The sequence below is a fragment of the Streptomyces sp. WG7 genome (genome assembly GCF_049975785.1).
GTDB lineage: Bacteria > Actinomycetota > Actinomycetes > Streptomycetales > Streptomycetaceae > Streptomyces.
On the sequence record NZ_JBNGGE010000016.1, the window covers coordinates 62034 to 80855 of the forward strand.

At 70.7% G+C, this 18822-nt stretch carries 20 protein-coding genes and 1 pseudogene; 7 read left to right on the plus strand and 14 right to left on the minus strand.

Annotation, left to right across the window (positions count from 1 at the left end; genetic code table 11):
• Positions 1-82: 82 nt before the first annotated feature.
• The 4 genes from ACP4J0_RS18360 to ACP4J0_RS18375 all read right to left on the minus strand — a co-directional run bounded on the left by ACP4J0_RS18360 (position 83) and on the right by ACP4J0_RS18375 (position 4777).
• A complete protein-coding gene (locus ACP4J0_RS18360) occupies positions 83-2746 on the minus strand; it encodes an ATP-binding protein (RefSeq protein ID WP_426599745.1) in 2664 nt (887 codons plus the stop codon).
• 286 nt (positions 2747-3032) lie between these two features.
• Positions 3033-3356 (minus strand): STAS domain-containing protein, encoded by a 324-nt coding sequence (locus tag ACP4J0_RS18365; RefSeq protein WP_279561763.1) that lies wholly within the window; start codon positions 3354-3356, stop codon positions 3033-3035.
• 184 nt (positions 3357-3540) lie between these two features.
• Complete coding sequence (locus ACP4J0_RS18370; protein WP_426599746.1) at positions 3541-4389, minus strand: 3-hydroxyacyl-CoA dehydrogenase family protein; 849 nt, start codon at positions 4387-4389, stop codon at positions 3541-3543.
• A 214-nt stretch (positions 4390-4603) separates the two neighbouring features.
• The gene (locus ACP4J0_RS18375; RefSeq protein WP_426599747.1) at positions 4604-4777 is read right to left on the minus strand and encodes a hypothetical protein; all 174 of its coding nucleotides are present in this window, start codon (positions 4775-4777) and stop codon (positions 4604-4606) included.
• A 26-nt stretch (positions 4778-4803) separates the two neighbouring features.
• Here ACP4J0_RS18375 and ACP4J0_RS18380 point away from each other — a divergent pair.
• Positions 4804-4975: pseudogene (locus tag ACP4J0_RS18380) on the plus strand (ABC transporter permease); the annotation flags it as partial.
• Positions 4976-4988: 13 nt separating this feature from the next.
• A complete protein-coding gene (locus ACP4J0_RS18385; protein ID WP_395573232.1) occupies positions 4989-5561 on the plus strand; it encodes a cob(I)yrinic acid a,c-diamide adenosyltransferase in 573 nt (190 codons plus the stop codon).
• On the opposite strand, the gene ACP4J0_RS18390 is transcribed toward ACP4J0_RS18385, so the two are convergent.
• Both ACP4J0_RS18390 and ACP4J0_RS18395 read right to left on the minus strand, forming a co-directional pair.
• Positions 5558-5734 carry a DUF5708 family protein gene (locus ACP4J0_RS18390; protein ID WP_426599748.1) on the minus strand — a complete coding sequence of 59 codons (177 nt, stop codon included), beginning with the start codon at positions 5732-5734 and terminating at the stop codon, positions 5558-5560. The two genes, ACP4J0_RS18385 and ACP4J0_RS18390, sit on opposite strands and share 4 nt — an antisense overlap.
• Entirely contained in the window at positions 5731-6312 is a 582-nt protein-coding gene (locus ACP4J0_RS18395; protein ID WP_426599749.1) for a hypothetical protein, read from the minus strand. Before ACP4J0_RS18395 ends, ACP4J0_RS18390 begins: the two co-directional genes overlap by 4 nt.
• 152 nt (positions 6313-6464) lie before the next feature.
• Here ACP4J0_RS18395 and ACP4J0_RS18400 point away from each other — a divergent pair, with 152 nt between their 5' ends.
• Both ACP4J0_RS18400 and ACP4J0_RS18405 read left to right on the plus strand, forming a co-directional pair.
• Complete coding sequence (locus ACP4J0_RS18400; protein WP_426599750.1) at positions 6465-7661, plus strand: sensor histidine kinase; 1197 nt, start codon at positions 6465-6467, stop codon at positions 7659-7661.
• Positions 7658-8299, plus strand: coding sequence for a response regulator (locus ACP4J0_RS18405; protein ID WP_426599751.1), 642 nt, complete (start codon positions 7658-7660; stop codon positions 8297-8299). Before ACP4J0_RS18400 ends, ACP4J0_RS18405 begins: the two co-directional genes overlap by 4 nt.
• A gap of 237 nt (positions 8300-8536) precedes the next feature.
• On the opposite strand, the gene ACP4J0_RS18410 is transcribed toward ACP4J0_RS18405, so the two are convergent.
• On the minus strand, positions 8537-8821 hold the full coding sequence (locus ACP4J0_RS18410; protein ID WP_426599752.1) for a hypothetical protein: 285 nt from the start codon (positions 8819-8821) through the stop codon (positions 8537-8539).
• A gap of 360 nt (positions 8822-9181) precedes the next feature.
• On the opposite strand from ACP4J0_RS18410, the gene ACP4J0_RS18415 reads away from it, so the two are divergent.
• The 3 genes from ACP4J0_RS18415 (at position 9182) to ACP4J0_RS18425 (ending at position 12200) form a co-directional block, all read left to right on the plus strand.
• Positions 9182-9418, plus strand: a complete 237-nt coding sequence (locus ACP4J0_RS18415; protein WP_426599753.1) for a hypothetical protein — start codon at positions 9182-9184, stop codon at positions 9416-9418.
• 186 nt (positions 9419-9604) lie between these two features.
• Complete coding sequence (locus tag ACP4J0_RS18420; protein WP_426599754.1) at positions 9605-9919, plus strand: hypothetical protein; 315 nt, start codon at positions 9605-9607, stop codon at positions 9917-9919.
• Between the two features lie 454 nt (positions 9920-10373).
• Positions 10374-12200, plus strand: a complete 1827-nt coding sequence (locus tag ACP4J0_RS18425; protein WP_426599755.1) for a glycosyl hydrolase family 18 protein — start codon at positions 10374-10376, stop codon at positions 12198-12200.
• Positions 12201-12263: 63 nt separating this feature from the next.
• Here the strand turns inward: ACP4J0_RS18425 and ACP4J0_RS18430 are convergent, their stop codons facing one another.
• From ACP4J0_RS18430 to ACP4J0_RS18460, 7 genes are all read right to left on the minus strand, one after another.
• Positions 12264-12710 (minus strand): DUF2550 domain-containing protein, encoded by a 447-nt coding sequence (locus ACP4J0_RS18430; RefSeq protein WP_426599756.1) that lies wholly within the window; start codon positions 12708-12710, stop codon positions 12264-12266.
• Positions 12711-12839: 129 nt separating this feature from the next.
• Positions 12840-13214: a F0F1 ATP synthase subunit epsilon gene (locus tag ACP4J0_RS18435; protein ID WP_043379861.1), complete on the minus strand. Its 375-nt coding sequence runs from the start codon at positions 13212-13214 to the stop codon at positions 12840-12842.
• 131 nt (positions 13215-13345) lie between these two features.
• On the minus strand, positions 13346-14794 hold the full coding sequence (atpD, locus tag ACP4J0_RS18440) for a F0F1 ATP synthase subunit beta (RefSeq protein WP_426599757.1): 1449 nt from the start codon (positions 14792-14794) through the stop codon (positions 13346-13348).
• Positions 14794-15711, minus strand: a complete 918-nt coding sequence (locus ACP4J0_RS18445) for a F0F1 ATP synthase subunit gamma (protein ID WP_426599758.1) — start codon at positions 15709-15711, stop codon at positions 14794-14796. Before ACP4J0_RS18445 ends, atpD begins: the two co-directional genes overlap by 1 nt.
• A 21-nt stretch (positions 15712-15732) precedes the next feature.
• The gene (gene atpA / locus ACP4J0_RS18450; protein WP_426599759.1) at positions 15733-17322 is read right to left on the minus strand and encodes a F0F1 ATP synthase subunit alpha; all 1590 of its coding nucleotides are present in this window, start codon (positions 17320-17322) and stop codon (positions 15733-15735) included.
• Between the two features lie 125 nt (positions 17323-17447).
• Complete coding sequence (locus tag ACP4J0_RS18455; protein WP_426599760.1) at positions 17448-18263, minus strand: F0F1 ATP synthase subunit delta; 816 nt, start codon at positions 18261-18263, stop codon at positions 17448-17450.
• Positions 18260-18805, minus strand: a complete 546-nt coding sequence (locus ACP4J0_RS18460; RefSeq protein ID WP_043379868.1) for a F0F1 ATP synthase subunit B — start codon at positions 18803-18805, stop codon at positions 18260-18262. The genes ACP4J0_RS18455 and ACP4J0_RS18460 overlap by 4 nt, the downstream gene beginning before the upstream one ends.
• Positions 18806-18822: the final 17 nt, after the last annotated feature.

Consider the following 18822-nt stretch of genomic DNA (forward strand, 5'->3'; position numbering starts at 1 on the left):
CGCGTCACATCACCCGCGAGAGGGCCGGGTCCGTGCGACGGACCCGGCCCTCTCGTGCGGTCACCCGCCGCCCCGGCGACGGTCAGATGATCTGGTTCGTCGCCGGTCCCGATCCACTCGGCGTGCCGGGGCCCGTGCCGCTCGTCCCGGTGCTGCTCTGCGAGGCGGTCACGGTGCCGGCCGGGGAGCTGGGCGGCGTGACGGGGCCGCTGGCGCTGTTGGACGTCTCCGGGCTCGACGGCGCGGGCGGCTCCGTGTCGGTGGGGGTGCCCCCGGGGGTGGTGGGCTCCTCCGTCGTCGTGGTGGGGTCGGGGTCCGGCTCGGTGTCGGTGGGCTTCGGCGAGGTCGGGTCCGGCGGCGGCTCGTTGGACGTGGGCGGCTTGGACGACGAGGTCGGGTCGTCCGGCTCGCCCGAGTCGCCCGGGTCTTCCGAGCCCGGGTCGTCGGGCTCGCCCGACGTGCTCGCGTCGTCCGACGGCAGTGCCGAATCCGTCGGCGTCGGGTCGTCCGACGTGCCGAGGGTGCCGTCCGGGCCGGGGTCGGTCGGCCGGGCGGTGGCCCCGCGGGTGTCGCCCGAGCCCTCGCCGTCGTCACTCGGCCGGTCCGCGCCCAGACTGCCGTCGTCGACGCCCTGGCTGGCCGACGGGTTGACGCCGACCTGGTCGGACGGATCACCGGCGTCGTTCTCGGACGTGGCGCCGAGCGTCACCACCGTGCCGAGCACGGCGACGAGCAGGGCGCCCGCTCCGGCGGCCACCAGATTGCGCCGCGCGAAGCCCTTGATGTTCACGCCCGCCTTGCGGGACGGCCCGGTGGACGGGTCCCGGCTGGTGACCAGGGTCGGTGACTGCACGGGCGCCTGGAGCGGCGGGAAGGGCGCGGGCACGCCCGCGGGCGGCGACGCCGACTCCTCGTTCCGTGCGTCGGGCACCTCCTCCCCCGCGGTCGGGCCGAGGCCGACGACGCCGAGTCCGGCAGCGGCCCCCGCTCCTCCGAACGCGCCCGCGCCGGTGCCGAGGCCGGGCGTGTCCCCGCTCCGGTCGGCGACCAGCGCGAGGGCACGGCGGCCCGCGACGGCGCCGCGCTTGTCGGAGAGCGCGCCGCGCAGCCCGATGGAGGCCTCCAGCTCGGCGCGGGCCCGGTCGAGCTGTCCCTCGCACAGCGCGAGGACGCCGAGCTCGTGGTGGAAGTAGGCCTGCTCGGCGACGTCACCGGCGAGCCGGGATGCCTCGGTGCCGGAGCGCAGCGCCCGTTCCCAGGCGCTCCAGTGCAGCCCGGCGGCGAACGCCGGTGCCGCGGTGCGGGCCAGCAGGACGGCGGGGCTCTCCGTGCCGTCCGCGGGCGGGGTCGTCGCCGGCACCAGCACGGTGAGGGCGGCCAGGACGGCGTCGGCCTCGGCGCAGACCCGCTCCGGGGTGACCGAGGGGTGCCCGGCCCACCAGGCGTAGTGCTGGGCGGCGGCCAGCGCGTTCTCCCGTACGCCGTCGGCGTATCCGGCGCTCTCCAGCTGGGTGAGCACCCCGGCGGCGAGCCGGTAGCGGGAGCCGACCGGCGAGACCAGCCCGCAGTCGGTCAGCTCACCGAGGGCGGCGTCCGCGTGGGTGTCGCCGACCAGGGCGGGCAGGTGCGCCTGGTGCGGCACCTCGCCGCCGAGCGCGACGGCGAGCTCCAGGGTGGTGCGCGCGGAGGCGCTCAGCCGGGAGGCGAGGAGCGGCGCGGGCGCGGCGGCCTCCCCGAGGGACGGCAGGGGCACCTCGTCGGCCTCGGCGGCGTCGTAGGGGGTGTCGTCGGCGGGGCGGGCGTCGGCGAAGACGCCGAACTCGTCGACGGCGTCGGCGCCGGCCCGCTGCCGGTCGCGCCGGCGCAGCAGGGCGCCGGCCTGGACGAAGCGCAGCGGCAGGCCCTCGGACTCGAACCAGAGGTCGCCGGCCCAGTTGGCCTCCTCCTCGGTGAGGGTCCGGCCGGCGGCGCGTTCCAGCAGTTCCACGCCGTCCGAGCGGTCCAGGCCGGCGAGGAAGACCTCCTCGACGGCCGAGTCGGCGGACGGGGCGGGCACCTCCGGGGTGGCGCCGATGAGCCAGGCGCACTCGGGGGTGGCGTCCAGCAGCTCGTCGAGGGCGGTGCCGCCGAACTCGATGTCGTCCAGGACGACGACCGCGCCGACCTCCCGGAGCCGGCCGAGCAGGTCGTCGCGGTCCGGGCGGTGCAGGGGCGCGCGGTGGACGGCGTAGAAGAGGTCGTGGAGCAGGTCGTCGGCCGTGCGGTGGAAGCCGTTGAGCCGGACGACGCCGTCGGGCGCGAGGCCCGAGCAGTCCTCGGCGACGACGTCGAGGAGGCTGGTGCGGCCGGAGCCGGCGGGGCCGGTGAGGCGGACGGAACGGCCGCGGGCGAGCAGCCGCACCAGTCGCTCGCGTTCGTCCTCGCGGGCCAGCAGCCCCAGCACGGTCCGGACCGGTCCCGGTGGGACGGGCGGCCTCGCGGCGCGCTCGGCCTCGGCGCGTTCGGCCGTGGTGAGCTTCTCGGGCCGGGCGGGCCGCTCCGCGGGCGGGCAGACCTCGATCTCGCTGCCGTCGACGGGGTTGACGGTGAGCAGGAAGTCGCCGGACACCAGCTGCACCGTGCGGGCGAGCGCGGGCGCGTGCTGTCCGAAGTCGGATGTGAGCGGGTCCCTGGGCGGGCGCGGGCGCGGCGGCCGGTGGTCGCCGTCTTGGCCGTGCTCCTCGGGTCCCCGGTTGTTCGGGTCCATAGGTTCAAGCCCCCCAAAAGCGTCGTGTGCGGGCCCCGGTCGGGGCCACCCCTCCCGGCCTTGCCGCACACCGCGCTGTCGCTTCTGGTCCGGGCCCGCCAGTGGGTTCTCAAGACAGCGGGCAGCCAGACCCTAAACCTTCGCTCAGTATCTCCGACAGTCCGGGGTGCCGACCCGTCCAAGACGTCACAGTCTCGTGAGGATTGCGTGTGTCGGGCGTTTGTCGGCCGGTTCGCCGAGTGGTGTCCGGCCTCCCCGGTCCACCGCGCCACACCGGCCCGCGGCGTCACACCCGGGGCAGGGTCTCCACGCCGATGCCGCCCTCGATGGCCAGGATCCGGTGCAGCCGGGTGGCCACCAGCAGGCGCTGCATCTGCGGCGGCACACCGCGCAGCACCAGCCGCCGGCCGCAGCGCCCGGCCCGCCGGTGGGCCCCCATGATCACGCCGAGTCCGGTGGCGTCCCAGGAGTCCAGTTCGGTCAGGTCCAGCACCAGGTCGCCGACTCCGTCGTCGACGGCCGAGTGCAGGACCGTACGGGCGTCCGCCGCGCTACGGACGTCGAGGCGGCCCCCGACGACCAGCTCGACGTGGTCGCCCCTGATGTGCATATGCGCTCCCCGGCGTGCGTCTTTGTCGTCTCTTCGATTCTTCGTGACGGTTCTTCGTCTGGTTCTCTCTGCGGCATCGGGTGTTGCAACCTCTGACTGGCCGAAACGACCGGAGGTTGCCGCCTGTAAGCGAACCGATACCGAATTCACCCCGGCGTGTGACGTTCCCGGGGCTGATGCGACCTCAGTGCTTGTAGAAGCCCTGCCCGCTCTTGCGGCCGATGTCACCGGCGTCCACCATCCGGCGCATCAGCTCCGGCGGGGCGAACTTCTCGTCCTGGGACTCGGTGTAGATGTTGCCGGTGGCGTGCAGCAGGATGTCGACGCCCGTCAGGTCGGCGGTGGCCAGCGGTCCCATGGCGTGGCCGAAGCCCAACTTACAGGCGAGGTCGATGTCCTCGGCGGTGGCGACGCCCGACTCGTACAGCTTCGCGGCCTCGACGACGAGGGCGGAGATGAGCCGGGTGGTCACGAAGCCGGCGACGTCGCGGTTGACGACGATGCAGGTCTTGCCGGTGAACTCGGCGAACTCCCGCGCGGTGGCGAGCGTTTCGTCGCTGGTCTTGTAGCCGCGCACCAGCTCGCACAGCCGCATCATCGGGACCGGTGAGAAGAAGTGGGCGCCGACGACCCGCTCGGGGCGCTCCGTCACGGCCGCGATCTTGGTGATCGGGATGGCGGAGGTGTTGGACGCGAGGATCGCCTCGTCCTTCACCAGCTTGTCGAGCGCGCGGAAGATCTCGTGCTTGACTTCCAGCTTCTCGAAGACCGCCTCGACGACGACGTCCGCGTCGGCGGCGGCGTCCAGGTCGGTGGTCGGGGTGATGCGCGCGAGGGCGGCCTCGGCGTCGTCGGCGGTGAGCTTCCCCTTGGCCACGAACTTGTCGTACGAGGCCCTGATGCCGTCGGTGCCGCGCCGCAGCGCCTCGTCGGTGACGTCGCGCAGGACGACGTCCCAGCCCGCCTGGGCGGAGACCTGGGCGATTCCGGACCCCATGAGACCGGCTCCGATGACGGCGAGCTTCCGTGCCACTGTGCGACTCCCCTGATACAGGCTGTCCTTGAGGGCCTGCCGGGCACATCGTGCCGCATCCGCGGGGTCCGCCACTTTCCAGCGTCCTGGTCCGCCGCACAGGCTCATGTCTTCTCGGCCGGAGATTATCGGGAGCGAAGGGCTGTGTGACCGGTTAGTAACGCGCGTCACGTCTCAAATGACGGACATCACACCGAGGGATGGCGCCCGGGCGTCAGCCCGCGCCCCGTACGGCGTAGTTGAGCACCTTCTCGCTCAGCAGCTCCTCCGTCTCGTCCAGCAGCACGAGCGTGCCGCGGGAGACCTCCGGCGGCTGCCCGCCCGCGAGCACGCGCTCCCCGATGGCCGCGACGACCGTTCCGGGGAGCCGGTCGACCTGACCTGTCATCAGGGCGGGCGTCGTGTCGTCGTCCGGACGTGCTCTCGCACCCTGATGCCGTTCCGCCATCCGGTCGACGCGGTGCGGGACGCCTACGCCTGCGGCTACGCGCCGGCGCACACGCGCTACGGCGCCCTGGTCGCCGCAGCCTTCACCGCACCGGCCGTGACGGTGGGCACACGCGTGTTCCGTACCGCCGGGGCGTAACTACGCTGGCCCCATGGTCAACCTGACGCGCATCTACACCCGGACCGGCGACCAGGGCACCACCGCCCTCGGTGACATGAGCCGGGTCCCCAAGACCGACCTGAGGATCTCCGCGTACGCCGACGCCAACGAGGCGAACGCGGTGATCGGCACGGCGATCGCCCTCGGCGGCCTGCGCGAGGAGGTCGTCAAGGTCCTCGTCCGCGTCCAGAACGACCTGTTCGACGTGGGCGCGGACCTGTCCACGCCGGTGGTGGAGAACCCGGAGTACCCACCGCTGCGGGTCGAGCAGTTCTACGTCGACAAGCTGGAGGCGGACTGCGACCGCTTCCTCGCCGAGGTGGAGAAGCTCCGCTCCTTCATCCTGCCCGGCGGCACGCCCGGCGCCGCCCTGCTGCACCAGGCGTGCACGGTGGTCCGCCGGGCCGAGCGCTCCACGTGGGCGGCGCTGGAGGTCCACGGCGAGACGATGAACCCGCTCACCGCGACCTACCTCAACCGCCTCTCCGACCTGCTCTTCATCCTGGCCCGCGTGGCCAACAAGGAGGTCGGGGACGTGCTGTGGGTGCCGGGCGGGGAGCGCTAGAGCGGCCGGCGCGCCGACCGGTACAGACCCCAGGCGGTCTGCGCGCCGCCGACGCACATCATCACGATGCCGACCTTGGCCAGGTCGACGCCGGGGACGTCCACGTCCCCGGCGAACAGCGACAGGACGAGGCCGGCCAGGAAGGTGGCCCCGCCCTCCCACAGATGCCTCACCGGCCCGCGCCTTCCTTCTCCCACTCGGGCGCGGCCGTCGGACCGGCCGGGGCCTTCTTCGGCCAGATCGCGTACGTCAGTGCGACCAGGCCGTGGATGCCGGCCGCGCGCCAGGCCGTGTACTGCCAGCTCTCCAGGGAGCCGGTGCGGCTCGGGTCGTCGACGTACCACATGGCGGCCTGGAGCAGCGCGGTCGCCACGGCGGCGGCGATCAGCGTGCCGAGCCACACCTTGCCCTCGTGCAGGGCGCGGGCCATGCCGTAGCGCGGCGGGCCGGCCGGTTTCGGCGCGCCGCCCAGCCGGTGGGCGGCGTGGCCGTCGAGCCACTTCACGGTGCGGTGGCCGTGCCCCACGGTGTAGCCGATGTACACGGCCGCCAGACCGTGCTTCCAGCTCGGGTCGGCACCGTTCTTCAGGTCCAGCGCCGTGACGACCAGGAGCACGACCTCCAGCAGCGGCTCGCACAGCAGCAGCGCCATACCCGCGCGTTCCTTTTTCAGCAGGTATCGGACGGACAGTCCGGCCGCCAGAAGTACCCAGAAGCCGATCTCGCAGACGATGATCAGTGTGACGATCACGGTTCGCTCCTTTCGATCGCTCTTCCAGGCTGCCGTCCGGATCGGGCCGGGTCGTCGTCGCCGGTGACGAACCTCCGGTACATCGAAAGATGCAGCGCGGGACCCTACTCCGGGACAAAGCGAGCGGGACGCGGGCCGTGTTGGATGGTGGCATGGCCGTACGACTCCCCCGCCCGCACCGCTTCGACGTGTACGCCGCGTCGGCCGGTCTGCTCGGCGGGCTGCTGCTGTGGGGCATCGGTCTGGGCGTTCGGCCCGGCGACGAGCCGTACGTGCTGTTCGCCGGCGGCTGGCCCCTGCTGGTCCCGCTCGCCGTCATGGCGGGCTGCGAGCTGCTGCGCCGGGCCGCACCGCGCACCGCCCTGCAGGTCGGCACGGCCGCGCTGATCTCGGACCTCTTCACCCAGGGCAGCCTCGTCACGGTGATCATGTACACCGACGTGATGTACGCCGCCGTGCTGTACGGCCCGCCCGCCATGGCCCGCCGCGTCCCGTGGATCACCGGGCTGCTCACGGTGGCCGGAACGGTGGTGCCGTTCACGCTCTGGCGGGTGCCCGAGGCGCTGCTGATCGGTGTCGCGGTCGGGGTGGTGTCGTTCGGGCCCGCTTCCACCGGACTGATCGTGCGCAACCACCGGGAGACCGCCGACGCCGCCCTGCTGCGCGCCGAGCAGACCGCGCTGCTGGCCGAGATGGACCGGGTCCAGGCGGTGACCGCGGAACGTTCCCGGATGGCCCGCGAACTGCACGACATGGTCGCCAACCACCTCTCCGCCATCGCCATCCACTCCACGGCCGCCCTCTCCCTGGACGACCCGGCGACCACCCGGCAGGCGCTCGGCGTCATCCGCGAGAACAGTGTCGAAGGGCTCGCCGAGATGCGGCGGCTGATCGGCATCCTGCGGGACGACAGCGCGGACAAGGAGCCGGCCGCCGCCCCCACCCTCGACGGCCTCGGCGCACTGGTCGACGGCGCCCGCGCCAACGGGCTCGACGTCACCCTGGAGACGGTGTCCGGCGAGGGGCTGCCCGCGCCGGTCGAGCTGGCCGCGTACCGGATCGTGCAGGAGTCGCTCACCAACGCGCTCAAGCACGCCGCGCAGGGGACGGTACGGGTCGCGCTCACCCGGCGCGACGGCGTCCTGAGCGTCCGGGTGACCAGTCCCTACGGCGACGGGGAAGCCCCCCGTGCGCCCGGCTCCGGTGCCGGTCTGGTCGGCATGCGGGAGCGGGCCGCGCTGCTGCGCGGCACCTTCGAGGCCGGGCCGGTGGCGGACCCCGACTCGGCCGGCGGCAAGATCTGGACCGTCCGCGCCACCCTGCCCCTGACCGAAGGAGACCTGCCATGATCCGCGTCCTCGTCGCCGAGGACCAGTCCGCCGTCCGCGCGGGACTGGTGCTGATCCTCGGCAGCGCACCGGACATCGAGGTGGTCGCGGAGGCGGCGGACGGCGAGCAGGCCGTGGCGCTGGCCCGCGAGTTGCGGCCCGACCTGGTGCTGATGGACGTCCAGATGCCGCGCATGGACGGGGTGTCGGCGACCCGGCTGGTGGTCGCCGAGCGGCTCGCCGACGTCCTGGTGCTGACCACGTTCGACCTGGACGAGTACGTCTTCGGGGCGCTGCGGGCCGGGGCCGCCGGGTTCCTGCTGAAGAACACGGAGGCGCGGGACCTCCTGGCGGCCGTGCGTACGGTGGCGGGCGGCGAGGGGATCGTCGCCCCGGCCGTCACCCGGCGTCTGATCGCCGAGTTCGCCGGGAAGCCGGTCCGGGAGCGGACCGCCGATCCGGCGGTGCTGAAGGACCTGACCCGGCGCGAGCGCGAGGTCCTGGCCTGTCTCGGCGAGGGGCTCTCCAACGCGGCGATCGCCGAGCGGCTGGGCATGGCCGAGGCCACGGTCAAGACGCACGTCAGCCGGCTGCTGGGGAAGCTGGAGCTGCGCAGCCGGGTGCAGGCTGCGGTGCTGGCGCAGGAGTTGGGCGTCTAGGGCGCCGTCCCCGTCGCGCCCCGGTGCCGGGTCCGGAGCGGCCGCCCCGGCTGCGCGCTCGCGCCGAGCACCGAGCACCGAGCACCGAGCGCCGAGCGCCTGCCCGATGCTCGGGGCACAAGAAAGTGGCCCCCGAAGAGGAACGGGGGCCGCTGGGAAAGGTTTGCCAACCAGTCGCCTCTGTGCCGGGCCGGGAAAGCTGTCAGTGACGGCTCGCCCGGCCACCGGTCAGGGGTACTAGTCCCTCTGGAGGAGGAAGTTGGCCGTGGCGCTGTTGTCCTCCTCGTCCACGATGGTGAGCTCCCGCTCGTCCTCCTCCTTGACGTTCTCGGAGCAGTCGATGTTGTTGTTGGCCGCCGACAGGATCGGGATGTCGATGACCTCGACGACGTCGCAGCTGAGGACCTGCGAGTCGTTCTCGAACTTCGAGGTGTCGTCGTCGGCGGCAGCGGCCGTGCCGGCGGCGGCGCCGGCCATGACCAGCGCGGTGACGGTGCAGGCGAGCGCCTTCTTGAGAGCCATGCGGGTTTCCTCCTGAATGGGGTGTGTGATCACCGACGGCATGTGCCCACTGATGAGCATCAGGCAATCGGCAGTTGCACCGGGCTTGGACAAGCTCAGCCGGACTTGACTGGGCTTTCCGTGCGGCTACCAATGCAACGAATCCTTACCCCGCGAGTTCTGCTCCAACGGAGTGAATTGCGCATCCCGGGCTTCGGACGCGGTCCTCACCTCCGGCGCCAACGGGCTACCAGGTTTCGCGTTTCTTTGCCTCCGCCTGCACGCTCAGTATTGTTCGGCCGCAGCCAACTGCGGCCGGTGAGAACGTCTTGTCATGCGCAGGTGCCCGGCCCCCGTCCCCGACCAGACAGGACCCAAGGAATGTTGAGCACTCGTCTGGCCTTTCTCTCCTTGTGCGCGGTGCCCTTGGCAGCGCTGCAGGCCGGAACCGCTCAAGCGGGAGAAGAGCCCGTGAAGTACTACGTGAACAAGACCCAGATCCTCTCCTGCGTGAACATCGAAGTTCTCGACCTTCCGATCGCGTCGACTTCGGGAACGACCATCGATTGTTCCGATCATCATGAGGAAACGACGACCACGTACGTGGCACCCGAATAAGGCTTCACTCCGTCGGAGCAACACCCGCCCGACCGCGGCTTCGTTCATTGAGTAGTCGCGTCGGAAACGTGCTGCCGGAGGACGGATTGGCAGCCGCACGGCGCGGTCACCGCAGAGCGCGGGCGATGCCCTCAGGCAATTCACCCGTCTCGAGTTCGACAGACCCCATTCAGGAGGAAAACCCGCATGGCTCTCAAGAAGGCGCTCGCCTGCACCGTCACCGCGCTGGTCATGGCCGGCGGCGCCGCCGGCACGGCCGCTGCCGCCGACGACGACACCTCGAAGTTCGAGAACAACTCGCAGGTCCTGAGCTGCCTGCCGCTCGAGGTGATCGACATCCCGATCCTGTCGTCTGCCAACAACAACATCGACTGCTCCGAGAACACCAAGGAGGAGACGGAGACCGAGGTCACCGTCGTCGACGAGGACGACAACAGCGCCACGGCCAACTTCCTCGTCTCGGACGAGGACTCGGAGGACCGGCACCACGAGTACCGCTGAGTCGACCACCGGGCGAGCCGTCCTCACCGACGGCTTCACCCGACCGCGGCACCGACAGGGGCCGCGGTGGACTCCGCACTCGCTGATCGCAGGCCGAGCGGCTCCCGGGCTCTTACGCCCGGGGGCCGCTCCGCCGTTTCCGGACCTCGGCACGGCCACGGCGGGCCCGCCGGGTCCCCCGCGCGCACGGCTCACACAGCCACCCGGGGTGCGGGCCGCCGCCCCGCCCGTCAGCCGAGGTCACGTCGCCGAACGGTTCCCAACCCCCCACCTGTCGCGCACGAGTTGAGCGTGGCCCCAGTCCCGTCACCACCACGGGCGGCTCGGGGAAGACCGCACCGGAACAGTGGTCCAGACCTATTGACCTATGGTCCAGACCTTTCTATTCTCGCGGCACTGCGGGTATGAGGCTCAGTCATGCCCACAACAACAACTCCCCATAAGGAGGCGCATCATGCGCTTCAGACACAGAGCCGCGGCACTCGCCGCGACCCTGGCGCTCCCCATGGCCGGCCTGGTCGGACTGGCGAGTCCGGCCCAGGCGGCCACGAGCGCGACGGCCACCTTCGCCAAGACCTCGGACTGGGGCACCGGCTTCGGCGGCAAGTGGACCGTGAAGAACACCGGCACCACGACCATCAGCTCCTGGAACGTCGAGTGGGACTTCCCTTCCGGCACCAAGGTCACCTCCGCCTGGGACGCCACGGTCACCAACTCCGGTGACCACTGGACCGCCAAGAACCTCGGCTGGAACGGCACCCTCGCCCCCGGGGCTACGGTCACCTTCGGCTTCAACGGCACCGGCCCCGGCTCCCCGTCCAACTGCAAGCTCAACGGCGGCAGCTGCGACGGCACCTCCGTCCCCGGCGACGAGGCCCCCTCCGCACCCGGCACGCCCACCGCCTCGGGCGTCACCGACACCTCGGTGAAGCTGTCCTGGTCGGCGGCGACCGACGACAAGGGTGTCAAGAACTACGACGTCCTGCGCGACGGAACCAAGGTCGCCACCGTGACCGGCACCACCTACACGGACAACGGCCTCACCAAGGGCACCGACTACTCGTACGCCGTCCAGGCCCGCGACACCGCCGACCAGACCGGCCCGGCCAGCGGCTCGGTGAAGGTCACCACCACCGGCGGCGACGACGGCGGCAACCCGGGCGGCGGCGAAGAGGTCAAGCTGGGGTACTTCACCAACTGGGGCGTCTACGGGCGCAACTACCACGTGAAGAACCTGGTCACCTCCGGCTCCGCCGAGAAGATCACGCACATCAACTACGCCTTCGGCAACGTCCAGGGCGGCAAGTGCACCATCGGTGACGCGTACGCCGACTACGACAAGGCCTACACCGCCGACCAGTCCGTCGACGGCGTCGCCGACACCTGGGACCAGCCCCTGCGCGGCAACTTCAACCAGCTGCGCAAGCTGAAGGCCGAGTACCCGCACATCAAGGTCCTCTGGTCCTTCGGCGGCTGGACCTGGTCCGGTGGCTTCCCCGACGCCGTGAAGAACCCGGCCGCCTTCGCGAAGTCCTGCCACGACCTGGTCGAGGACCCGCGCTGGGCCGACGTCTTCGACGGCATCGACCTGGACTGGGAGTACCCGAACGCCTGCGGTCTCAGCTGTGACGAGACCAGCGCCCCGAACGCCTTCAGCTCCATGATGAAGGCCATGCGCGCCGAGTTCGGCGACGACCTGGTCACCGCGGCCACCACCGCCGACGCCACCGACGGCGGCAAGATCGACGCCGCCGACTACGGCGCCGCCGCGCAGTACATCGACTGGTACAACGTGATGACGTACGACTTCTTCGGCGCCTGGGCGAAGAACGGCCCGACCGCTCCGCACTCGCCGCTGACCTCGTACGACGGCATCCCGCAGCAGGGCTTCAACTCCGCCGAGGCGATCGCGAAGTTCAAGGCGAAGGGTGTGCCGGCCGACAAGCTGCTCCTCGGCATCGGCTTCTACGGCCGCGGCTGGACCGGCGTCACCCAGTCCGCGCCCGGCGGCACGGCGACCGGCCCGGCGGCGGGCACGTACGAGGCGGGCATCGAGGACTACAAGGTCCTCAAGAACAGCTGCCCGGCCACCGGCACCGTCGCCGGCACGGCGTACGCGCACTGCGGCACCAACTGGTGGTCCTACGACACCCCCGCGACCATCACCTCGAAGATGAACTGGGCCGAGCAGCAGGGCCTGGGCGGTGCCTTCTTCTGGGAGTTCAGCGGTGACACCGCGAACGGCGAGCTGGTGAGCGCCATCGACAGCGGTCTGAAGTAGTCCCGGCAGGTTCCGAGCCGCGTTCGCCCTCCCCCGGGGCTGCCTGGGGGAGGGCGGACGCGGTTACGCCACGTTCACCCGCTGTCCGGGCGGTGCCGCCTCGAGCCACGCGAGGAAACCGGTCAGCGCGTCGTCGCTCATGGCCAGTTCCAGGCGCGTCCCCCGGTGCAGGCAGGCCAGGACGACGGCGTCGGAGAGCAGCGCCAGCTCCTCCTCGCCCTCGGGGACACGACGGCCGGCCACCTCGATCGCGGAGCGCTCCAGGACCCGGCGCGGGCGGGGAGAGTACGAGAAGACCCGGTACCACTCGACCCGGTCGCCGTTGTAGCGGGCCACGCCGTAGGACCAGCCCTTGCCGCCGGCGTCGCCCTCCTCGGGGGCTTCCCAGCGCAGGGAGCAGTCGAAGGTGCCGCCCGATCGCTGGATCAGCCGACGGCGCAGACCGAAGACGAAGAGTCCGATCACCACCAGGGCGACGACAATTCCGCACACAGTCAGAGCGAGGACCATCGACACCGACCTCCTCGTCTCCTAGGTAACGGAACGGAAAAAACACCCGGATCTGCCTCAGCCGCGGCCGGGTCCGGATCGCTCCGGTCCCAGCCGCGGCTGAGTGACGTCATAGCACAGCGCCGTAGGTCAGCGCCCCGCCGCCGCGCGCAGTCGGACGTCCGCGCGACGCTCGGAGTGGGCGTCGCCCTCCGCCTTCGCGTGCTCGAGCTTCCGCTGCGCTCGCTGGACGTCGATCTCGTCCGCCAGCTCGGCGATCTCGGCCAGCAGCGACAGCTTGTTGTCGGCGAACGAGATGAAACCGCCGTGCACAGCGGCGACGACCGTCCCACCGTCACTCGTACGGATGGTCACCGGGCCCGACTCCAGCACACCGAGCAGCGGCTGGTGACCGGGCATGACGCCGATGTCGCCGGACGTGGTACGCGCGACGACCAGGGTGGCCTCGCCGGACCAGACCTGACGGTCGGCGGCGACCAGCTCGACATGCAGCTCAGCAGCCAAGGGTGGCTCCTCGGGTCACCACCCGGCGGGAGAGCCGGGTGTTGGTTACAAGTCTAATGGGCGTGACGGAGGGGACGGGACGCGCCCGCCCCCTCCGGTGTGAGCCCTGGGGCTCACCATGAGCACGCGGCTCAGGAGACGCCGAGCTCCTTCGCGTTCTTCTTCAGGTCCTCGATACCACCGCACATGAAGAACGCCTGCTCCGGGAAGTGGTCGTACTCACCGTCGCAGATCGAGTTGAACGCGGCGATCGACTCGTCCAGCGGCACGTCCGAACCGTCCACGCCGGTGAACTGCTTGGCGACGTGGGTGTTCTGGGACAGGAAGCGCTCCACGCGACGGGCACGGTGGACGACGAGCTTGTCCTCCTCGCCGAGCTCGTCGATACCGAGGATCGCGATGATGTCCTGCAGGTCCTTGTACTTCTGCAGGATGTTCTTCACGCGCATCGCGGCCTGGTAGTGGTCCGCCGCGATGTACCGCGGGTCGAGGATGCGGGACGTCGAGTCCAGCGGGTCCACGGCCGGGTAGATGCCCTTCTCGGAGATCGGACGGGAGAGCACCGTCGTCGCGTCGAGGTGGGCGAAGGTGGTGGCCGGGGCCGGGTCGGTCAGGTCGTCCGCGGGGACGTAGATCGCCTGCATCGAGGTGATCGAGTGACCACGGGTCGAGGTGATGCGCTCCTGGAGGAGACCCATCTCGTCGGCCAGGTTCGGCTGGTAACCCACCGCGGAGGGCATGCGGCCGAGCAGGGTCGACACCTCGGAGCCCGCCTGGGTGAAGCGGAAGATGTTGTCGATGAAGAACAGCACGTCCTGCTTCTGGACGTCGCGGAAGTACTCGGCCATGGTCAGGCCGGCCAGCGCGACGCGCAGACGGGTGCCCGGCGGCTCGTCCATCTGACCGAAGACCAGCGCGGTCTTGTCGATGACGCCGGACTCGCTCATCTCGTCGATGAGGTCGTTGCCCTCACGGGTGCGCTCACCGACACCGGCGAACACGGAGACACCGTCGTGGTTGTTGGCGACGCGGTAGATCATCTCCTGGATGAGCACCGTCTTGCCGACACCGGCACCGCCGAACAGACCGATCTTGCCGCCCTTGACGTACGGGGTCAGCAGGTCGATGACCTTGACGCCGGTCTCGAACATCTCGGTCTTCGACTCGAGCTCGTCGAAGTTCGGCGCCTTGCGGTGGATCGGCCAGCGCTCGCCGGTGTACTCCTCGTCGACGTTCAGCACCTCACCGAGGGTGTTGAACACCTTGCCCTTGGTGAAGTCGCCGACGGGGACGGAGATGGCGGAGCCCGTGTCGGTCACCGGGGCCTGGCGGACCAGGCCGTCGGTGGGCTGCATGGAGATGGTGCGGACCAGGCCGTCACCCAGGTGCTGGGCGACCTCCAGGGTCAGCGTCTTGATCTCGCCCGCCTGCGCCGGGTCGGCGACCTCGACGTGGAGGGCGTTGTAGATCTCCGGCATCGCGTCGACGGGGAACTCCACGTCGACGACCGGGCCGATGACCCGCGCGACGCGGCCGGTGGCCACGCCCGACGCAGCGGTCGGCTCAACAGTGGTGGTCATTAGTTGTCACTCCCCGCGGTCGCGTCGGCCAGGGCGCTCGCGCCACCGACGATCTCGCTGATTTCCTGGGTGATTTCGGCCTGGCGGGCCGCGTTGGCAAGACGGGAGAGCGTGTTGATCAGCTCGCCCGCGTTGTCGGTGGCCGACTTCATCGCGCGCCGCGTGGCGGCGTGCTTGGAAGCGGCCGACTGCAGCAGAGCGTTGTAGATGCGGCTCTCGACGTAGCGCGGCAGCAGGGCGTCGAGGACGTCCTCCGCCGACGGCTCGAAGTCGTACAGCGGAAGGACCTCGTCCTTCGTCGCCGACTCCTGAGCCACCTCTTCGAGGCGCAGGGGCAGCAGCCGGGAGTCGACCGCCGTCTGCGTCATCATCGAGACGAACTCGGTGTAGACCACGTGGATCTCGTCCACGCCGCCCTCCGCCGTCTCCTTCTCGATGGCCTCGATCAGCGGTGCCGCGACCTTCTTGGCGTCCGCGTAGGTGGGCTCGTCGGTGAAGCCCGTGAACGACTCCGTGACCTTGCGCTCACGGAAGTTGTAGTGGGCGAGACCACGCCGGCCGACGATGTACGTGTCGACCTGCCGGCCGTCGCGCTCGAGGCGCTCGGTCAGCTGCTCCGCCGCCTTGATGGCGTTGGAGTTGAAGGCGCCGGCCAGGCCACGGTCGCTCGTGAGGAGGAGGACCGCCGCACGGGTCGGCTTGTCCGCCTCCGTGGTCAGCGGGTGCTTGGTGTCCGAACCGGTCCCGACCGCCGTGACCGCGCGGGTCAGTTCCTGCGCGTACGGCGTGGAGGCCGCCACCTTGCGCTGCGCCTTGACGACGCGCGAGGCGGCGATCATCTCCATCGCCTTGGTGATCTTCTTGGTCGCGGTGACGGATCGGATGCGACGCTTGTAGACCCGGAGCTGGGCTCCCATGAGTCAGGTCCCTTCCTTACGTCACTTGGCGGCGGACGGGGCGTCCTCGCCGAGCAGCTTGCCGTCGCTCGTCTCGAACTGCTTCTTGAACGCCGCGATCGCCTCGGCGATGGCCTGCAGGGTGTCGTCGGACATCTTGCCGCCCTCGCGGATGGAGGTCATGAGGCCCTGCTCCTGGCGGTGCAGGTACTCGAGGAGCTCCTTCTCGAAGCGGCGGATGTCGGCGACCGGCACCTCGTCCATCTTGCCGGTGGTGCCGGCCCAGACGGAGACGACCTGGTCCTCGGTGGACATCGGCTGGTACTGGTCCTGCTTCAGCAGCTCGACCATGCGCTGACCGCGCTCCAGCTGCGACTTCGACGCGGCGTCCAGGTCGGAACCGAAGGCGGCGAACGCCTCCAGCTCACGGAACTGGGCGAGGTCCACGCGCAGTCGGCCGGAGACCTGCTTCATCGCCTTGTGCTGGGCGGAGCCACCGACTCGGGAGACGGAGATACCCACGTTCAGCGCGGGGCGCTGACCGGCGTTGAACAGGTCCGACTCCAGGAAGCACTGGCCGTCGGTGATGGAGATGACGTTGGTCGGGATGAACGCCGAGACGTCGTTGGCCTTGGTCTCGACGATCGGCAGACCCGTCATCGAACCGGCGCCCTCGGCGTCGGAGAGCTTCGCGCAGCGCTCCAGCAGACGGGAGTGCAGGTAGAAGACGTCACCCGGGTAGGCCTCGCGGCCCGGCGGGCGGCGCAGCAGCAGCGACACGGCGCGGTAGGCGTCGGCCTGCTTCGACAGGTCGTCGAAGATGATCAGGACGTGCTTGCCCTCGTACATCCACTGCTGGCCGATGGCCGAGCCGGTGTACGGCGCCAGGTACTTGAAGCCGGCCGGGTCGGACGCCGGGGCGGCCACGATGGTCGTGTACTCCAGCGCGCCGTTCTCCTCGAGCGCGCCGCGGACCGACGCGATGGTCGAGCCCTTCTGACCGATGGCGACGTAGATGCAGCGAACCTGCTTGCTCGGGTCGCCGGTGCGCCAGTTGTCACGCTGGTTGATGATCGTGTCGACGGCCAGCGCGGTCTTGCCGGTCTGGCGGTCGCCGATGATCAGCTGCCGCTGACCACGGCCGATCGGGGTCATGGCGTCGACGGCCTTGTAGCCCGTCTCCATCGGCTCGTGCACCGACTTGCGCTGCATGACCGTGGGGGCCTGCAGTTCCAGCGCACGACGACCGGACGTCTCGATCTCGCCGAGGCCGTCGATCGGGTTGCCGAGGGGGTCGACCACGCGGCCGAGGTAGCCCTCGCCCACGGCGACCGACAGGACCTCGCCGGTGCGGGTGACCGGCTGGCCCTCCTCGATACCGCTGAACTCACCGAGGACGACGCAACCGATCTCGCGCTCCTCGAGGTTGAGGGCGAGACCGAGGGTGCCGTCCTCGAACTTCAGCAGTTCGTTGGCCATGGCCGACGGAAGACCCTCGACCTTCGCGATGCCGTCGCCGGCAAGGCTGACCGTACCGACCTCCTCGCGCGAGGCCGCGTCCGGCTTGTACGACTGGACGAAGTTCTCCAGTGCGTCCCGGATCTCCTCCGGCCGGATCGTGAGCTCCGCCATCTGAGTTCCCTGCTCTCCTTGTTGGGCCCGAAGTTTCACTTTGGGGGGATGGGGACTCCCCCCTGAAAGAGGTGAATCCTCTGCACGGCCCAACCCGGGCCGTAGTCCTACGTATGCGGTTGGTGCTAGCTCGCCATGCGGCGGGCGGCGTCTTCGAGCCGGTCCGCGAGCGAGCCGTTGATGATCTCGTCGCCGACCCGCACCCGGATTCCGCCGAGGACCTCGGGGTCCACGTCGAGGTTGAGGTGCATCGCCCGGCCGTACAGCCGCGCCAGCGCGGCACCGAGGCGCCGCTTCTGCGTGTCGCTCAGCGGGACCGCCGAGGTGACGACGGCGACCGTGCGCTCGCGACGCTCGGCGGCGAGCTTGGACAGGGATTCGATTCCCGTCTCCAGGCTACGTCCCCGGGGCGCGGTCACAAGCCGCGTCACCAGACGCTCGGTCGTGGCCTTGGCCCGGCCGCCGAGCAGGCTGTGCAGCAGCTCGCTCTTGGCCGAGGCGCTCGCCGCGCGGTCGGTCAGCGCGGAGCGCAGCCCCGTGTCGGACGAGACGATCCGGCCGAACCGGAACAGCTCGTCCTCGACGTCGTCGAGCGTGCCCGCCTTCTGGGCCGCGGTGAAGTCGGCCATGGCGGCCAGCTCCTCCAGCGCGTCCACCAGGTCGCGCGACTGCGACCAGCGGGAGCGCACCGTACCGGCCACCAGGTCGGCGGCCGGACCGCCGACCTGACCGCCGAAGATGCGCCCGGCCAGTTCGGCCTTGGCGTCGGCGGCCTGCGCCGGGTCGGTGAGGACCCGCCGCAGGCTGACCTCGCGGTCGAGCAGCGCGGTGACGGCGGCCAGCTCGTCGGCGAGCTGCGCGGCGTCCACGGACGTGGAGTCCGTCAGCGCGTCGAGCCGCTCGCGTGCGGCTGCCAGGGCCTCGCGGCTCGCTCCGTTCATCGTCCGGCCTCGGCCTTCTCCTCGAGCTGGTCGAGGAAGCGGTCGATCACACGGCTCTGCCGGGCGTGGTCCTCGAGGGACTCGCCGACGAGCTTGCCGGCCAGGTCGGTGGCGAGCTTGCCCACGTCCTGGCGCAGCGCCTGCGAGGCGGCCTTGCGGTCGGCCTCGACCTGCGTGTGTCCGGCGGCGATGATCTCCTCACGCTGCCGCTGGCCTTCCGCGCGCATCTCGGCGATGAGCACGGCGCCCTGCTCCTGCGCCTCCTGGCGCAGACGCGCGGCCTCGTGCCGGGCCTCGGCGAGCTGAGCCTTGTACTGCTCCAGCACGCTCTGGGCCTCGGTCTGAGCGGCCTCGGCCTTCTCGATCCCGCCCTCGATCGCCTCGCGACGCTGCTCCAGAACCTTGTTGATGTTCGGGAGGAGCTTCTTGGCGAGGAAGCCGAAGACGATGACGAAGGCGAGCAGGCCGATGACGAGCTCGGGAATCGGCGGGACGAGGGGGTTCTGCGCCTCCTCGGCCGCGATATGAAGCAGTGGGCTCATATCAGAGTGCCTTTCGT

Coding starts and splice junctions, on each gene's coding strand:
- ACP4J0_RS18375 (WP_426599747.1), bottom strand. CDS start 4,777: ATGACAGGTCAGGTCGACCGGCTCCCCGGAACGGTCGTCGCGGCCATC.
- ACP4J0_RS18360 (WP_426599745.1), bottom strand. CDS start 2,746: ATGGACCCGAACAACCGGGGACCCGAGGAGCACGGCCAAGACGGCGAC.
- ACP4J0_RS18365 (WP_279561763.1), bottom strand. CDS start 3,356: ATGCACATCAGGGGCGACCACGTCGAGCTGGTCGTCGGGGGCCGCCTC.
- ACP4J0_RS18410 (WP_426599752.1), bottom strand. CDS start 8,821: ATGGCTCTCAAGAAGGCGCTCGCCTGCACCGTCACCGCGCTGGTCATG.
- ACP4J0_RS18460 (WP_043379868.1), bottom strand. CDS start 18,805: ATGAGCCCACTGCTTCATATCGCGGCCGAGGAGGCGCAGAACCCCCTC.
- ACP4J0_RS18405 (WP_426599751.1), top strand. CDS start 7,658: ATGATCCGCGTCCTCGTCGCCGAGGACCAGTCCGCCGTCCGCGCGGGA.
- ACP4J0_RS18385 (WP_395573232.1), top strand. CDS start 4,989: ATGGTCAACCTGACGCGCATCTACACCCGGACCGGCGACCAGGGCACC.
- atpA (WP_426599759.1), bottom strand. CDS start 17,322: ATGGCGGAGCTCACGATCCGGCCGGAGGAGATCCGGGACGCACTGGAG.
- ACP4J0_RS18430 (WP_426599756.1), bottom strand. CDS start 12,710: ATGGTCCTCGCTCTGACTGTGTGCGGAATTGTCGTCGCCCTGGTGGTG.
- ACP4J0_RS18455 (WP_426599760.1), bottom strand. CDS start 18,263: ATGAACGGAGCGAGCCGCGAGGCCCTGGCAGCCGCACGCGAGCGGCTC.
- atpD (WP_426599757.1), bottom strand. CDS start 14,794: ATGACCACCACTGTTGAGCCGACCGCTGCGTCGGGCGTGGCCACCGGC.
- ACP4J0_RS18415 (WP_426599753.1), top strand. CDS start 9,182: ATGTTGAGCACTCGTCTGGCCTTTCTCTCCTTGTGCGCGGTGCCCTTG.
- ACP4J0_RS18445 (WP_426599758.1), bottom strand. CDS start 15,711: ATGGGAGCCCAGCTCCGGGTCTACAAGCGTCGCATCCGATCCGTCACC.
- ACP4J0_RS18425 (WP_426599755.1), top strand. CDS start 10,374: ATGCGCTTCAGACACAGAGCCGCGGCACTCGCCGCGACCCTGGCGCTC.
- ACP4J0_RS18400 (WP_426599750.1), top strand. CDS start 6,465: ATGGCCGTACGACTCCCCCGCCCGCACCGCTTCGACGTGTACGCCGCG.
- ACP4J0_RS18420 (WP_426599754.1), top strand. CDS start 9,605: ATGGCTCTCAAGAAGGCGCTCGCCTGCACCGTCACCGCGCTGGTCATG.